The organism is Streptomyces sp. NBC_00442, from assembly GCF_036014195.1.
GTDB lineage: Bacteria > Actinomycetota > Actinomycetes > Streptomycetales > Streptomycetaceae > Streptomyces.
On sequence record NZ_CP107918.1, the window covers coordinates 2614303 to 2628282 of the forward strand.

At 71.3% G+C, this 13980-nt stretch carries 17 protein-coding genes; 8 read left to right on the forward strand and 9 right to left on the reverse strand.

The window, feature by feature from the left end; genetic code table 11:
- Positions 1-23: 23 nt before the first annotated feature.
- Entirely contained in the window at positions 24-3233 is a 3210-nt protein-coding gene (locus tag OG432_RS11590) for a tetratricopeptide repeat protein (RefSeq protein WP_328310469.1), read from the forward strand.
- A gap of 75 nt (positions 3234-3308) precedes the next feature.
- Here the strand turns inward: OG432_RS11590 and OG432_RS11595 are convergent, their stop codons facing one another.
- Positions 3309-3581, reverse strand: coding sequence for a hypothetical protein (locus OG432_RS11595; RefSeq protein WP_328310471.1), 273 nt, complete (start codon positions 3579-3581; stop codon positions 3309-3311).
- The gene (gene mca, locus OG432_RS11600) at positions 3574-4455 is read right to left on the reverse strand and encodes a mycothiol conjugate amidase Mca (RefSeq protein ID WP_328310473.1); all 882 of its coding nucleotides are present in this window, start codon (positions 4453-4455) and stop codon (positions 3574-3576) included. Before mca ends, OG432_RS11595 begins: the two co-directional genes overlap by 8 nt.
- Before the next feature lie 127 nt (positions 4456-4582).
- Between mca and OG432_RS11605 the strand changes: the two genes are divergently transcribed.
- Together OG432_RS11605 and greA are read left to right on the forward strand one after the other, a co-directional pair.
- Positions 4583-4984 (forward strand): DUF4307 domain-containing protein, encoded by a 402-nt coding sequence (locus OG432_RS11605; RefSeq protein ID WP_328310475.1) that lies wholly within the window; start codon positions 4583-4585, stop codon positions 4982-4984.
- 205 nt (positions 4985-5189) lie between these two features.
- Positions 5190-5687 carry a transcription elongation factor GreA gene (gene greA / locus OG432_RS11610; protein ID WP_100574820.1) on the forward strand — a complete coding sequence of 166 codons (498 nt, stop codon included), beginning with the start codon at positions 5190-5192 and terminating at the stop codon, positions 5685-5687.
- Positions 5688-5777: 90 nt separating this feature from the next.
- Here greA and OG432_RS11615 read toward each other — a convergent pair whose 3' ends face one another.
- The 3 genes from OG432_RS11615 to OG432_RS11625 all read right to left on the reverse strand — a co-directional run bounded on the left by OG432_RS11615 (position 5778) and on the right by OG432_RS11625 (position 6770).
- Positions 5778-6116: a histone-like nucleoid-structuring protein Lsr2 gene (locus OG432_RS11615; protein WP_328310483.1), complete on the reverse strand. Its 339-nt coding sequence runs from the start codon at positions 6114-6116 to the stop codon at positions 5778-5780.
- A gap of 163 nt (positions 6117-6279) precedes the next feature.
- Positions 6280-6501, reverse strand: coding sequence for a hypothetical protein (locus OG432_RS11620; RefSeq protein ID WP_328310485.1), 222 nt, complete (start codon positions 6499-6501; stop codon positions 6280-6282).
- Positions 6498-6770 (reverse strand): hypothetical protein, encoded by a 273-nt coding sequence (locus tag OG432_RS11625; protein WP_328310487.1) that lies wholly within the window; start codon positions 6768-6770, stop codon positions 6498-6500. Before OG432_RS11625 ends, OG432_RS11620 begins: the two co-directional genes overlap by 4 nt.
- Before the next feature lie 188 nt (positions 6771-6958).
- Here OG432_RS11625 and OG432_RS11630 point away from each other — a divergent pair, with 188 nt between their 5' ends.
- Both OG432_RS11630 and OG432_RS11635 read left to right on the forward strand, forming a co-directional pair.
- Complete coding sequence (locus OG432_RS11630) at positions 6959-7711, forward strand: helix-turn-helix domain-containing protein (protein WP_328310489.1); 753 nt, start codon at positions 6959-6961, stop codon at positions 7709-7711.
- Positions 7708-7896, forward strand: coding sequence for a DUF397 domain-containing protein (locus OG432_RS11635; RefSeq protein ID WP_328310491.1), 189 nt, complete (start codon positions 7708-7710; stop codon positions 7894-7896). Before OG432_RS11630 ends, OG432_RS11635 begins: the two co-directional genes overlap by 4 nt.
- 103 nt (positions 7897-7999) lie before the next feature.
- Here the strand turns inward: OG432_RS11635 and OG432_RS11640 are convergent, their stop codons facing one another.
- The 3 genes from OG432_RS11640 to ilvA form a co-directional block, all read right to left on the reverse strand.
- Positions 8000-8791 carry an ABC transporter permease gene (locus tag OG432_RS11640; RefSeq protein ID WP_328310493.1) on the reverse strand — a complete coding sequence of 264 codons (792 nt, stop codon included), beginning with the start codon at positions 8789-8791 and terminating at the stop codon, positions 8000-8002.
- Positions 8792-8796: 5 nt separating this feature from the next.
- The gene (locus OG432_RS11645; protein ID WP_328310495.1) at positions 8797-9837 is read right to left on the reverse strand and encodes an ATP-binding cassette domain-containing protein; all 1041 of its coding nucleotides are present in this window, start codon (positions 9835-9837) and stop codon (positions 8797-8799) included.
- 149 nt (positions 9838-9986) lie between these two features.
- Positions 9987-11216 (reverse strand): threonine ammonia-lyase, encoded by a 1230-nt coding sequence (ilvA, locus tag OG432_RS11650; protein ID WP_328310497.1) that lies wholly within the window; start codon positions 11214-11216, stop codon positions 9987-9989.
- Between the two features lie 155 nt (positions 11217-11371).
- Here ilvA and OG432_RS11655 point away from each other — a divergent pair, with 155 nt between their 5' ends.
- Genes OG432_RS11655 through OG432_RS11665 form a run of 3 tightly spaced genes read left to right on the forward strand, consistent with a single transcriptional unit; the run spans position 11372 to position 12704 of the window.
- Positions 11372-11875, forward strand: a complete 504-nt coding sequence (locus OG432_RS11655; protein ID WP_328310499.1) for a MarR family winged helix-turn-helix transcriptional regulator — start codon at positions 11372-11374, stop codon at positions 11873-11875.
- A 33-nt stretch (positions 11876-11908) separates the two neighbouring features.
- Positions 11909-12418, forward strand: a complete 510-nt coding sequence (locus tag OG432_RS11660) for a sigma factor-like helix-turn-helix DNA-binding protein (RefSeq protein WP_328310501.1) — start codon at positions 11909-11911, stop codon at positions 12416-12418.
- A 34-nt stretch (positions 12419-12452) separates the two neighbouring features.
- Entirely contained in the window at positions 12453-12704 is a 252-nt protein-coding gene (locus OG432_RS11665; protein WP_328310503.1) for a hypothetical protein, read from the forward strand.
- A gap of 35 nt (positions 12705-12739) precedes the next feature.
- Here the strand turns inward: OG432_RS11665 and OG432_RS11670 are convergent, their stop codons facing one another.
- The gene (locus tag OG432_RS11670; protein ID WP_328310505.1) at positions 12740-13894 is read right to left on the reverse strand and encodes a cystathionine gamma-synthase; all 1155 of its coding nucleotides are present in this window, start codon (positions 13892-13894) and stop codon (positions 12740-12742) included.
- Positions 13895-13980 lie beyond the last annotated feature (86 nt).

A 13980-nucleotide genomic window follows, 5' to 3' on the forward strand; every position in this document is an offset into this window, starting at 1 on the left:
GGGGCTCTCGGAGGGGGACGTATATGCGGGACAGCCATCGGGCCGAGGCCGAGAGGCTGTTGGTGCGTGCCGTGGAGGAAGAGGTGCGGCGCTCCGGAGGGCGGTCCGACGGCAGCGCGCTGCTCTCGCGTGGCCGGGGTGCGCTCGACGCGCTGGCGCAGAGCGCGGCGGAGGAGTACGCGGCCTACACCCACGCCTTGGACGAGGCGGCAGTCGGGCAGCTCTCGTTCGGGGAGCGGTTCGGGCGCGACGGCGGCACAACGGGCCTGCTGGCCACCGGGGTTGGGGCGCTGGCCGCCGTGGTCGTCGACCTGGCGCTCGGGCTCGGCGCGGGCGGCGCCGTCGGCGCGGGGGCGGCCGTGCTGGTGGCCGGGGCCGCCGCGACGGTCGCCAAGGTGACCCTGTCGCACCTGCCGGCCGCGCACCACAGGGCCGGGGCGCTCGGCCAGCCCGGCGGCCTCGAACAGCTGCGGCTGCAGTGGCTGACCGCGCTGGAAGTGCGGGGCATCCGGCCCTTCCTGGACCAGCAGCGGGCGGTGAGTCCCAAGCCGCAGCAGAAGAAGAAGGTGCCGACGCAACTGCGCGGCACCGACAAGAGCGCGGCGGCGCGGCGCAGGTCGGTCCTTGAGCAGTCGTTCGGCCATCTGCCCGATCCGCAGGGCCCGTTCGCGGGCCGACGGGCCGAGCTGGCGCGGATCGGGCAGTGGGTGCAGGCGGCCCGCGCCTCGACCGAGACCCGCCCGGTGGTGGTGGTCCTGCACGGCGCGCCGGGGTCGGGCCGCAGCACCCTGGCGCTGCGGGCGGCGCACGGCCTTCGCGACCAGTTCCGCGGCGCCTGCCTCGTCGACATGCGCGGCGGCGGCCTCGCGGGCGAGCACCCGCTGCCCACCCGGGACGCACTGCTGCACCTGCTCAACCGGCTCGGGGCGCCACGCGAACAGCTCCTGTTCCGGGAGAGGTCCTCGCCCGAGCAGCAGGTGCGCCGCCTCGCCGAGCTCTACCACCAGCATCTGACCGGCCTCGCCGTCACCGTCGTCCTGGACGACACCGACGACGCCGAGCAGGTGAGCACGCTGGTGCCGCAGCGCTCCGAGGGCCTGGTCCTCGTCACCTCCTCAAGGCCGCTCGCTCTGCCCGACGACTTCCCGGCGTGGGTCCACCACCTGGCGGTCGAGCCGCTGGACGCGGCGGGCGCCGAGGAACTGCTGCGGGAGGCCGCCGAGGAGAAGGAGACCGGCCCCTACGACGCCGAATCGACCGCTCTCGTACGGCAGTTGTGCGGTGGGCTGCCGCTGGCGCTGCGCGTCGCCGGGTCCTCGCTCGGGCCGCGCTCCGCGCGGGCGCTCGCCGCCGATCTGGGGGCGTACGGCCCGGTGGCGCCCACCGAGCGGGCCCTGTGGCTGCGGTACACCGATCAGGCCGAGCCGGCCCGCCGCCTCCTGCGCCGGCTCGCCCTCGCCGGCCGGGCCTCGCTGGGCGCGGCCGCCGCGGCGGCGCTGCTCGGCGCCGACGAGCAGGAGGCGCAGCGCCAGCTCACCGCGCTCGCCGCGGCGGGCCTCATCGACCATGTGCGGGGCAGCCGCTACCGGCTGCACGACGTCGTACGGGCCTTCGCGGAGGCCCGTCTCGCCGACGAGGAGGAGCAGGCCGAGCGGGTCGCCGCGCAGGAGCGCCTGATCCGCAACTACGCGGAGCTGGCCGACGCGGTGGGCCGCATGGTCGACGGCAAGATGTCGACCCGGGCCGGCCAGTTCGGCGGGCACGGCTTCCCCTCGCTCGACGCGGCACTGCGCTGGCTGGACGACGAGTCGAGCTTCATCACGGCGGCGCTGCGCCAGGCCGAGGGGGTGGATCAGGAGGCCGTGCTCAGCCTGCTCGGCGCGCTGTGCGACTACTGCCTGCTGCGCGGCGACCTCTACCGCCTGGGCGAGATCAGCGAGTTGACGCAGGCCGTCGACCAAGGGCTGCTCGTACGTTCCGTGCAGTGGCGTACCGGCATCGCGGCCCGCCAGCTCGGCGAGCTGGACACGGCGCGTACGACGCTGTCCTCGGTGGTCAACCTCTACCGGGAGGCACAGCACGACGCGGGCCAGGCCCTCGCGCTGTGCTCGCTCGGCATCACCCTGCACCACCAGGGCAATCTGATCGAGGCGGCGGCCCGGCTGCGGGAGGCGATCGATCTCCAGGCGGGCGAGGAGCTGGCCGGCGACCGCGCGTGGTCGCTGCACGCGCTCGCCGCCGTCGAGCGGGACCGTTCGAACCTCGCCACCGCGCGCACCCTGCTGGCCACCGCCCTGGAACTGCACGGTGAGAACGAGTCGCTGCACGGTGAGGCGTGGACCCACTTCCAGCTCGGCCAGCTGCACTTGCGCACCGGTGAAGTGCCGCGTGCGGAGGGCGAGTTGCGTACCGCGCTCGATCTGTACGGGCGGACCCGCGACGGCCGCGGCGAGGCGTGGGCGCTGACCCAGCTGGCGCGGGCCCGCCTCGTCGAGGGCGACGCGTCGGCCGCGGTCGACGGACTGCGCCAGGCCCTGTCGCGCCACCGGGAGCAGGAGGACGCGCGGGGCGAGGCGTGGACGCTGTACTACCTGGGCCAGTCTCTCGAGGAGCGCGGCGACCGCGACCAGGCGGTGCGCGAGCTGGAGCGGGCCCGCACGATGTTCTCGCGCATGCGCGACGTGTACGGGCTCGCCTGCGCCCGCCACCACTCGGGCCGGGTCACCCGCGACCAGCGGGCCGCCCAGACCGGCAATCTGCGCAACTCCGGCTTCGCCCGGCAGCTCCTGGTCGACGCGCGCGCCGACTTCCACCGCATCGGGGTGGCGCACGGCGAGGCCTGGACCTGTCTGGAGCTCGCGCTGATCGACGCGGGCAACAACCGGCCGGGCCCGGCGCTCGCCCTGTGCGACGAGGCGACCGCACTGTTCGCCTCGTACGACGACCGGCGCGGCGGCGACTGGTCCCGCTTCCTGCGCTGCACGCTGCTGCCGTACGCGGGCGCCGGCGGTGTGGACGTCGGGACCGCGGTCGCGCAGGAGGAGGTGGCGCAGTTGCTGCGCGCCGCCCACGACGCCCGCGACGGCAAGCTGGAGGACTGCGCGGAGGCCTTCGCCCTCGTGCTGGAGCGCGGTGTCTCCCTGGAGACGGGCTGGCAGGCCTGGCACCTGGGCATGGTCCCGGACCGGCACGCCCGTGAGGTCATGGGGGTGCCGGCGGGGTCGGGACGCTGACGCCCGGGACGCGGCCGTGCGCCGCCCGCCCCGCGTCCTCCGCGGGCACGGCGGGGGCGTTCGGCGGACCGGGGGTCAGGCCTTGTTCGGCGCGCCCTTGGCCGAGGCGGCCGGAGCCGGGGCCGAGGCCGCCGGGGCCGCCGGGGTGTCCGCGGACGGGTCCGGGGCCTCCTCGAAGTCGACCTTCCGCATGTGGCGGTTCATCGACTTCATCAGCATCCACACCCCGAGGGCGAGTGCCGCGAAGACGATGAACCCGAGGACGCCGGGCGTCACCTTGTCGTCGTTGATTTCGTCGGCCAGCGGGACCAAGTGCGTCATTGCCAGGCTTGCGCTCATATCAGGCATTGTCGCGTACGCCCGCGAAGAGGTCGTCCTCGGGGAGGGAAGTGTCCACGAGCGACTTTGCCAGCTCGTACTCCTCGGTCGGCCAGACGTCCTTCTGGAGGTCGAGCGGAACGCGGAACCAGCCGCCGTCGGGGTCGATCTGGGTGGCGTGCGCGATCAGCGCCTTGTCCCGGATCTCGAAGAACTCCGCGCAGGGAACGTGCGTGGTCAGGGTGCGTTCGGCGCGGCCGAACTCCTTCCAGCGCTCCAGCCACTCGCCGTAGGGGGAGTCCATGCCGCGGGCGAGGAGCGCCTCGTGCAGGGCGACCGTGCGCGGCTTGTTGAAGCCCTGGTTGTAGTACAGCTTCCGCGGCTGGTAGGCCGGGCCGAACTCGGCCTCGGGGAACCTCTCGGTGTCGGCCGCTCCGTCGAACGCCACCATCGTGATCTTGTGGGTCATGATGTGGTCGGGGTGCGGGTAGCCGCCGTTCTCGTCGTAGGTCGTGATGACCTGGGGACGGAAGTGACGGATGGAACGGACCAGGCGGCCGGCCGCGACATCGACGTCCTCCAGCGCGAAGCAGCCCTCGGGCAGCGGCGGCAGCGGGTCGCCCTCGGGCAGGCCCGAGTCGACGAATCCGAGCCACTCCTGGCTGACGCCGAGGATCTCGCGGGCCTCGTCCATCTCCCTCTTGCGGACCTCGTGGATGTGCTCCTCGATGTAGGCGTCGCCCTGGAGCTTGGGGTTGAGGATGGAGCCACGCTCGCCTCCCGTGCAGGTCACGACCAGCACGTCCACCCCCTCGGACACATACTTCGCCATGGTGGCCGCGCCCTTGCTCGACTCGTCGTCGGGGTGGGCGTGGACGGCCATCAGTCGCAGCTGCTCAGTCAAGACTCGATCCTCGGTGACTCAGTAAGTAAACGGGGCGCCCTCTGTGATCCGCGCACGGGGCGGCTTCTATAGTGACCGAATCGGGGGACGGAAAATTCCGGGTATCCCCACCAGCAGGAGGACGATCATGGCCGCTGTGCGCGAGCAGCTTCCCCAGGGGCGCTACGGGCGTTCGGCGGACCAGCGCGCGGACCGCAAGCTGAAGATCGTCGGCTCGGTGCTGGGCGTCGCGCTGCTGGGCGTGGTCGCCTGGATCGGCTTCGACTACGTGGGCGGGCAGTCGCTCTCCGCGCAGGTGATCAAGTTCAAGGTGGTCTCGGACACCAAGGTCGAGGTGCACCTCGAAGTGACCAAGGACAAGGACGCCAAGGGCACCTGCACCCTGCGTGCCCAGCAGACCAGCGGGGACGACGTGGGCCGGGCGGACTTCCGGTTCGACGAGCCGGTCAAGCAGGTGGACAAGGTCCTCACGATCACCACGACCTCGCGGGCGACCTCCGCCAATCTGGTCGGCTGCCAGTCCGGCTGAGCCCTCCACGCCGCCGGACGTCCGAACGGGCCTCGGGCAACAGCGCCGACGCATGGTTTCTGACCTGCGTTGATGAAGTTCTAGCGGTTTATGTCCTCCCCCTGGGGCACCGGAATTGTTAGGCTCGTGGTTTCGCCCACCCAACCAGGCACATGCTTCTGGGTAGGGCGATGCTTTGTATATCCAGTACCGACGAGGAGCACCTGTGACCCAGACCAGCGACAACGTCACCTGGCTGACCCAGGAGGCGTACAACCAGCTCAAGGCCGAGCTGGAGTACCTGTCTGGTCCCGCGCGCACGGAGATCGCCGTAAAGATCGCGGCGGCCCGTGAGGAGGGTGACCTCCGGGAGAACGGCGGGTACCACGCGGCCAAGGAGGAGCAGGGCAAGATGGAGCTCCGGGTGCGCCAGCTGACCCAGCTCCTCGAACACGCCAAGGTCGGCGAGGCCCCCGCCGCGGACGGCGTGGTGGCTCCCGGCATGCTCGTCACGATCGCCTTCGACGGCGACCCGGACGACACCCTGGAATTCCTGATGGCGTCGCGCGAGTACGCCTCGACGGAGATCGAGACGTACTCGCCGCAGTCGCCGCTCGGCTCCGGCGTGAACGGCAAGAAGGTCGGCGAGGACGCCGAGTACGAGCTGCCCAACGGCAAGAAGGCCTCGGTGAAGATCCTCGCGGCCGTCCCGTTCAACGGCTGACGTCCGCGGCGCACAGAACGCGCGCACGCACGCACCAGGAAGCCCCCGGCCGCCTTCGAGCGGCCGGGGGCTTCGTGTCGTGCACCCGTGCTACTTCGCGGCCTTCTCGTAGGCCTCGCGGACCTCGGCGGGGACGCGGCCGCGGTCGTTCACGTGGTGGCCGTTCTCCTTGGCCCACGCCCTGATGGCCGCGGTGTCGTTGCCGCCGGCGCCGTTCGACCGGGCGGGCGCCGCCTTCGCCTTGCCGGAGCGGACCCGACGGCCGGCCTTGGTGAAGGGGGCCACCGCTTCGAGGAGCTTGTCGTAGCTCTCCGGAGCGAGGTCGATCTCGTAAGCCACGCCGTCGATGACGAGCTGGTGCGTGGCCGCCTCGGTGGTTTCTTCACCCGTGAGGTCATCGGTGTAGATGGTGACGATCTTCTGTGCCATGGAGGGAGTCTAGGCGCGTTTCCGGTCACCCCCGTCCCCCATGAGAGACGGGGGAGGACCGGCCCTCGGCGGCCGGAATGCCGTTTCGGTGTTCATCCGTACCGGCCCGCGTACTGGACGGCCATCGCGGCGCAGAAGGCGCCGGCGGCCAGGGCCGTGAGGATCAGGGTCGCCACCGCGAGAACGAGATGACGCGGATGGCTCCGCCGGGGGTGAGGGACGCGGCCTCGACGGGGCTTGCGGGCCTGCACTGGTCGGCCTCCTGCTCCCACACACCCCGGCCCTCCGAGCGCGCCAGGGTCAGTACGGTGTGGCGGACATCCATGACCTGGCCCGCCAGGTTCCGCGCCATGTCCACGACGACCTCGCCCTTTCTGTACTTCACTTCGGCTGCCTCCGCGCGGACCGGCAGAGGTCGGTCAGTTTCCTGGCCCCGGCGATCGTGACCCGGCCGAACCGGATGGTGTGGAGGTCGACATGGCGTCCGGCGGCGGGGTCCCAGGCCTGCGCGCACTCCAGCGTGAGCTCCCCCACGTCGACCCCGGCGTCCTCCAGCGCCGCCCGCAGGTCCAGATAGACCTCGTCCACGATCTCGGCTCCGCGCGGGATGAAAGGGGTTTCTCTTGTCGGCATGGGCATGTTGCTGGCGAACATGTATTCGTCCTTCCTCGACTCAACTCCGTTGCTCGATAGAAGAGTTGCTGGTCGTGGGTACGCTCACCAGTAGCTGAATACCGGAGTACGACAGAGGTAAAAGGCATATGCCAAGAACGCGTGAACTGGAGCCGGGCGACAGCCTTGAGCAGTACATCGGGCACCTTGTCCGGGAAGCTCGCGCCGCCATGGACAAGGCCGAGGGCAGAAAGCTCTGGACCCAGACGCACCTCGCCGAGCGCGTGTTCGTGAGTCAGACCCGGATCTCCGAGGTCGAGCTCGGCGAAGTACCGCCGGACCGGCGCCTGGCCGAGAAGATCGAGCGGACGCTCACCATGCGATCGGGATCACTGGTCGATCTGGTCAAGTTGCTGGAGCGGGAGAACGTTCGCGACTACGCCAGACCGTTCGTGCGCCGACAGGAGGAAGCCCGGCTGATCCACGACTTCAGGCTGACCGTCCCCGCACTCCTCCAGACCCGCGACTATGCACGCGCCCTGCTGGTCACCGGTGACGCGGACCCCAAAGTGATCGACACGTACGTCGAGCAACGCATGGAGCGGCGGCGGATTCTGAACCAGGACGATCCTCCGTGGTTCGCGGCGATCGTGGATGAAGCGGTGCTCCTGCGCGGCACCGGTTCGGGGCCCATCATGGCTGCGCAGCTCAAGGTGCTGCTGGAAGCCCAGGAAGTCCCGACCACCAGCATCCGGATACTGCCGCTCGGATCACCCCATGTCATCGCCGGTTCGTTCACGCTCGTCACCCTGGCCAACGGGGTCCGCGGCGCGTACACCGAGGGGTTTTCAACCGGTAACTACACCGAGGAGTTCGCCGAGGTGATGACATACCAGAGGGTCTATGATCGGCTCGCCGCCAGCGCGCTGACAGCCGAGGCGTCCACAGCCCTGATCTACGAGGCGATGGAGAGGTTCACGTGAACGAAGCACCGAACTGGCACAAGTCCTCGTACTCCGGGGGCAACACCAACGACTGCGTCGAGGTCGCGGACAACCAGCCACGCGTCCTGGTCCGTGACACGAAGGACCACAGCAAGGGCACTCTGATTCCGTCCCGCCCCGCCTGGGACGCCTTCGTGACGTACGCCAAGCGAGCCGCGGGGTAACGGCACGCCGCCTCGACCGAGCGACAGCGCATGCCGGGGCCCCCTCTCCAGGCTTCGCGGAGAGGGGGCCCCGGCACGTCGGGCGCACCCAGAACCCGGCGTATCAGCCGGCGGCACGCCGGTACTTGCGGACCGCGAGCGCGCGGAAGACGACCAGGATCAGGAGCGACCACAGCACCGACGCGAGAATCGCGTGCCGCATGGGCCAGGCGTCGGGGGTCTGGAAGCCCGGGGGCAGGTTGCCGAACAGTTCCCTGGCCGCCTGGACCGTGGTGCTGAACGGGTTCCACTCCGCGATGTGCCGGAAGAACGTCGGCAGGTTGTTGGAGTCCACGAACGCGTTCGAGATGAAGGTCAGCGGGAACAGCCAGATGAGCCCGCCGGACGTGGCCGCCTCCGGGGTCCGTACGGACAGGCCGATCAGGGCGCCGATCCAGGAGAACGCGTACCCGAGCAGGAGCAGCAGGCCGAACGCGGCGAGGGCCTTGGGGACGCCGTCGTGGATGCGCCAGCCGATCAGCAGGGCGACCCCGGCGAGGACGACCAGGGTCACGGCGGTCTGCGCCAGGTCCGCCAGGGTGCGGCCGGTGAGCACCGCCCCGCGGGCCATGGGCAGCGAGCGGAAGCGGTCGATGAGGCCCTTGTGCATGTCGTCCGCGATGCCGGCGCCCGCGCCCGCCGTCGCGAAGGTGACGGTCTGCGCGAAGATGCCGGCCATCAGGAACTCGCGGTAGCTCTGCTGCGAGAGCGAGCCTCCGACCTGGATGGATCCACCGAAGACGTAGGTGAACAGGACCACGAACATGATCGGCTGGATCAGGCCGAACAGGACCACTTCGGGGATCCGCTTCATGCGGATCAGATTCCGCTGGGCAAGGACCAGGGAATCGCTCATGGCACTCACCGTGTCTGCTCCTTCTGTGCGTCGGGCCGCTGTGCGCCGGAGCGCTGTGCGTCCTCGCCGTCCGGGCCGGCTTCCGCGTCGGCCTCTTCGGCGGCGGTCTCGGCCGCGTGGCCGGTCAGCGAGATGAAGACGTCGTCGAGGGTGGGGCGGCGCAGGCCGATGTCGTCGATCTCCACTCCCCTGGCGTCGAGTTCGCGGATGACCTCGGCGAGCAGCTTGGCGCCGCCGGTGACCGGCACGGTGAGGCGCCGGGTGTGTTCCTCGGACTTGACCTCGCCCTTGCCGAAGCCCGCGAGGACGCCGCGGGCCGGGGCCATCTGGTCGCCCTGGTGGACGACGACCTCGACGCGCTCGCCGCCGGTACGGGCCTTGAGCTGGTCGGAGCTGCCGCGGGCGATGACCTTGCCGTGGTCGACGACGCAGATGTCGTGGGCCAGGCGGTCGGCCTCCTCCAGGTACTGCGTGGTGAGCAGCAGGGTGGTGCCGCCGGCCACCAACTCCTGGATGACTTCCCACAGTTGCTGCCGGTTGCGCGGGTCGAGGCCGGTGGTCGGCTCGTCCATGAACATGACGGGCGGCGAGACCACGAGGGCGGCCGCGAGGTCGAGGCGGCGGCGCATGCCGCCGGAGTAGGTCTTGGCGGGGCGGTCCGCGGCGTCGGCGAGGTTGAAGCGCTCCAGCAGTTCGCCCGCCCGCACCTTCGCGGCCTTGGCGCTCATCTGGTAGAGCCTGCCGACCATCCGCAGGTTCTCGCGGCCGGTGAGGTATTCGTCGACGGCGGCGAACTGGCCGGACAGGCCGATCGCGCGCCGCACCTCGGTGGGGTGCTTCAGGACGTCGATGCCCGCGACGACCGCGGTGCCGCGGTCGGGCTGGAGCAGGGTGGTCAGGACACGTACGGCGGTGGTCTTGCCGGCGCCGTTGGGGCCGAGCAGGCCGAGAACGGTGCCCTCGGGGACATCGAGGTCCACGCCGTCCAGAGCCGTTACGTCGCCGAAAGTCTTCACCAGGCCTTCGGCATAGATGGCGCCTGGCATGTGAGTACCCCCAGTGTGGGTGTGACTTCCTGGACAAATCCTAGATTTGCCGGGCGGGGAACGCCCGGTGGAGCCCTCGCGGGCCCGAAGGAGCCACACCCTAACGCGATACATCGCGTCCTGTCAGCGGTTCAGCCGGATCAGCCGGATCACCCCAGGACGATGTAGCCCGCCTCCCCCAGCGCCGCGGTCACCTCGGCGCAGTGCTCGGGCCCCTTCGTCTCCAGGTGCAGCTCGACCTCCACCTCGGTGAGACCGAGCCGGGGATCGGTCCGTATGTGGCTCACGTCCAGGACGTTGACGTCGAGCACCGTCAGCTCCCCGAGCAGCGAGGCCAGCGCGCCGGGGCGGTCCTTCAGACGCAGCCGCACCGACAGATAGCGACCGGCCGCCGACATGCCGTGCCGCAGTATGCGCTGCATCAGGAGCGGGTCCACATTGCCGCCCGACAGCACCGCGACCACCGGCCCGCGGAACGACCCGGGGTCACTGAGCAGCGCGGCCACCGGGCTCGCCCCCGCCGGCTCCACCACCAGCTTCGCCCGCTCGAGGCACAGCAACAGCGCACTGGCGAGCTCGTCCTCGGAAACCGTACGCACCTCGTCCACCAGCTCGCTGACCAGCGAGAACGGTATGTCGCCCGGCCGCCCCACCTTGATCCCGTCGGCCATCGTCGGCGACGTCTCGACGGCGACCGGACGGCCCGCCGCAAGGGAGGGCGGATACGAAGCGGCGGCCGCCGCCTGCACGCCCACGATCCTGACGTCGGGCCGCAGCGCCTTCACCGCGACGGCGATGCCGGCCGCGAGCCCGCCGCCGCCGATGCCGACGACGATGGTGCGCACCTCGGGACACTGCTCCAGGATCTCCAGGCCCACCGTGCCCTGCCCCGCGATGATGTCCGGGTGGTCGAAGGGGTGGATGAACACCGCGCCCCGCTCGTGCGCGTAGGCCTGGGCGGCGGCAAGCGTCTCGTCGACGACCGTGCCGTGCAGGATCACCTCAGCGCCGTAGTGCCGCGTCGCCGCCACCTTGGGCAGCGGCGCCCCGATCGGCATGAACACCGTGGAGTGCACCCCGAGCAGCGAGGAGGCGAGGGCCACGCCCTGCGCGTGATTGCCGGCGCTCGCCGCGACGACCCCGGCCGCCCGCTCCTCGGGCCGCAGCCCCGCGATCCTCACGTAGGCGCCGCGCAGCTTGAACGAACCGGTCCGCTGGAGGTTCTCGCACTTGAGGTGGACGGGGGCGCCCACCAGCGACGACAGGTGGCGCGATCCTTCCATCGCGGTGGCGCGGGCCACCCCCGACAGCATCTTCTGCGCGCCGCGGACGTCATCGAGGATCAGGTGGTGCAGGGGACTGGGCGTACCGAAGCTCATGTCCTCAAGTCTCGCAGCTCACCCCCGTCGCGGCCGTCCGGATTCCGGGCGGCCGGGCAGTTGTCCACAGGATTGTGCACCGCCGGTACGTACGCCGGTCGGGCCGCGTACTCTGTCCCCCACCAGACCGACACCCGCACGAGAGAGCCCCGGCCATGCCCCCAGTTCAGGACATGACTCCTCCGCTCGAACCCGGCCTCCTCGATGCCCTCCAGCACCAGGTGGCCGTGTTCGCCCGCCGCGCAGAGCAGACCAGGCTCGGCGGCGTCGGACAGGTCCGCAACTCGATGGACCGGGCGGCCTACCTGCTGCTCAACCGGCTCGACCTGGAAGGCCCGATGGGCGTCAAGGCGCTCGCCGCGGGCATGGGGATCGACTCGTCGACCGTGACGCGTCAGGTCGCGCCGCTCGTCGACACCGGCCTGGTCAAGCGCACCTCCCACCCCGAGGACGGGCGGGCTGTCGTGCTGCAGCTGTCACCGCGCGGCCAGTCCCGCCTCGAAGAGGTGCGCTCCTCGCGGCGCGAGCTGATGGCGCAGGTCACGGACGGCTGGACGGACGAGGAGCGGGAGTCGTTCTGCGCGCTCCTGACCCGCTTCAACTCGGCGCTCTCGGCCCGCCAGTCCGCCACGCAGGAGCCGGTGGCTCCGACCTCTTGACCCGGGGCTCGCGCCTGCCCTCATATGAGGCTCATGCGCGAGCGGCAGTTCACCCGACACCGCCGCCGCACCCGGGAGTTCGAGGCATTCGTGGCGGGCGCGGGGGGCCGGCTGCTCCATGCCGCCACCCTGCTGACCGCCGAGCCGCCCGACGGCAACCCGCGCGCCCGGGGCCTGCTGACGGCCGCCCTCGCCGAGACGTACGCCCGATGGCACCGGCTGCGCGGCGAGGACCCCTACGACCGCACCCGCCAGGAACTCGCCGCCCGTTTCGCCCGCACCGCCTGGCGCCACCACCGGCCGGCCGTACCCGGCATGCCCCGGCCCGCCGCCGACGCGGGACTCCTCGCCCGGCTGACCCCGCAGGAACGCCTGATCCTCGTCCTGCGCCTGTACGAGGGGGTCGCCGAGGAACAGACCGCGGCGCTCGTCGGACTGCCGGTGGACCGCGTGCGCGCCATCTGCACCCGGGCCGTCACCGCGATGCGCAGCGCCCCGAAGCCGGCCGCGCCCGCGACCCCCGCTCCCGAGGCGTCCCCGTGACGCGGCGGCCCCGCGGCGAGGGGCAGGCCCCGCGATGAGCGCGCCCGACCGCAAGACCGCCGAGGTCCGCCGGCTCCTGGAGAGCGCGGGCCACCCGGCCGTACCCGCCGAACTCGCGGACAGGGCAGCCGAGTTGGGCCTTCGGATGCTGCGCAGACGGCGCGTGGTGCGGCGGCTGCTGTGGCTGCTCGTCGCGGCGGCCGCGGTCGTGTTCGTGGTCTGGGCCTCGATCGCCCAGCCCTGGGTGGCGCCACCGTCCACGGTGACGCCACCCGTCGGGATCTAGGGCCTCCCGGCCCGTCTCCCGGCCGTTCGCCGCCGCTAGCCCAGCGCCTGCTGAAGGTCGGCGAGCAGGTCGTCCGCGTTCTCGATGCCCACCGAGACCCGGACCAGGTCCGCGGGGACTTCGAGGGCGGAGCCCGCGACGCTCGCGTGCGTCATCAGGCCCGGGTGCTCGATCAGCGACTCGACACCGCCGAGGGACTCGCCGAGCGTGAACAGCTTCGTACGGTTGCAGACCTCGACGGCCGCCCGCTCGCCGCCCTCGACGCGGAAGGAGACCATGCCGCCGAACGCGCGCATCTGCTTGGCCGCCACCTCGTGGCCCGGGTGATCGGGCAGTCCCGGGTACAGGACGTGCGTGACCTTGGCGTGCCGGGACAGCATCTCGGCGACCTTGCCCGCGTTCTCGCTGTGCCGGTCCATGCGGACCGGAAGCGTCTTGATGCCGCGCAGCACCAGCCAGGAGTCGAAGGGCCCGGCGACCGCGCCCATCGCGTTCTGGTGGTACGCGAGCTCCTCGCCGATCTCCGCCGAGTCGGTGACCAGGGCGCCGCCCACGACGTCGGAGTGGCCGCCCATGTACTTGGTCAGCGAGTGCACCACGATGTCCGCCCCGAGCGAGAGGGGCTGCTGGAGGTAGGGGCTCGCGAAGGTGTTGTCGACGACGAGCCTGGCCCCCGTGTCCGCGGCCACCTGCGCCACGGCCGCGATGTCGGTGATGCCGAGCAGCGGGTTGGACGGCGTCTCGACCCAGATGACCTTCGTGCGGTTGGTGACCGCGGCCCGCACCGCCGCCGGGTCGGAGGTGTCGGCGACCGACCACTCGACGCCCCAGCGCGAGACGACCTTCGCGAACAGCCGGAACGTGCCGCCGTACGCGTCGTTCGGAATCACCACGTGGTCACCGGGCGCGAGCAGCGTACGCAGCAGGCAGTCCTCGGCGGCGAGACCGGAGGCGAACGCGAGTCCGCGGCGGCCGCCTTCGAGGGCCGCCAGGTTCTCTTCGAGGGCGGTCCTGGTCGGGTTCGCGCTGCGGCTGTACTCATAGCCGCCGCGAAGCCCGCCGACGCCGTCCTGCTTGTACGTGGAGACCTGGTAGATCGGGGGTACGACCGCACCGGTCAGCGGATCCGCGGTGTTCCCGGCGTGGATCGCGAGGGTCTCGAAGCTCTTGTCGTGGTGCTCGTGGCTCATGGACGCAGAGCCTAGTTCGTCGGCAGCACAGGTTCGCCCCATACGGCGACGCTCCGGTTCGCGGTATGCGGGCACGGTCTGGTTCG

What these genes read in the sequence shown, in the direction of transcription:
- ilvA (WP_328310497.1), bottom strand. Translation starts at nt 11,216, where the DNA reads ATGAGCTTCGGTACGCCCAGTCCCCTGCACCACCTGATCCTCGATGAC.
- OG432_RS11655 (WP_328310499.1), top strand. Translation starts at nt 11,372, where the DNA reads ATGCCCCCAGTTCAGGACATGACTCCTCCGCTCGAACCCGGCCTCCTC.
- OG432_RS11670 (WP_328310505.1), bottom strand. Translation starts at nt 13,894, where the DNA reads ATGAGCCACGAGCACCACGACAAGAGCTTCGAGACCCTCGCGATCCAC.
- OG432_RS11625 (WP_328310487.1), bottom strand. Translation starts at nt 6,770, where the DNA reads ATGTTCGCCAGCAACATGCCCATGCCGACAAGAGAAACCCCTTTCATC.
- OG432_RS11630 (WP_328310489.1), top strand. Translation starts at nt 6,959, where the DNA reads ATGGACAAGGCCGAGGGCAGAAAGCTCTGGACCCAGACGCACCTCGCC.
- OG432_RS11590 (WP_328310469.1), top strand. Translation starts at nt 24, where the DNA reads ATGCGGGACAGCCATCGGGCCGAGGCCGAGAGGCTGTTGGTGCGTGCC.
- OG432_RS11615 (WP_328310483.1), bottom strand. Translation starts at nt 6,116, where the DNA reads ATGGCACAGAAGATCGTCACCATCTACACCGATGACCTCACGGGTGAA.
- OG432_RS11595 (WP_328310471.1), bottom strand. Translation starts at nt 3,581, where the DNA reads ATGCCTGATATGAGCGCAAGCCTGGCAATGACGCACTTGGTCCCGCTG.
- OG432_RS11665 (WP_328310503.1), top strand. Translation starts at nt 12,453, where the DNA reads ATGAGCGCGCCCGACCGCAAGACCGCCGAGGTCCGCCGGCTCCTGGAG.
- OG432_RS11645 (WP_328310495.1), bottom strand. Translation starts at nt 9,837, where the DNA reads ATGCCAGGCGCCATCTATGCCGAAGGCCTGGTGAAGACTTTCGGCGAC.
- OG432_RS11640 (WP_328310493.1), bottom strand. Translation starts at nt 8,791, where the DNA reads ATGAGCGATTCCCTGGTCCTTGCCCAGCGGAATCTGATCCGCATGAAG.
- OG432_RS11660 (WP_328310501.1), top strand. Translation starts at nt 11,909, where the DNA reads ATGCGCGAGCGGCAGTTCACCCGACACCGCCGCCGCACCCGGGAGTTC.
- OG432_RS11605 (WP_328310475.1), top strand. Translation starts at nt 4,583, where the DNA reads ATGGCCGCTGTGCGCGAGCAGCTTCCCCAGGGGCGCTACGGGCGTTCG.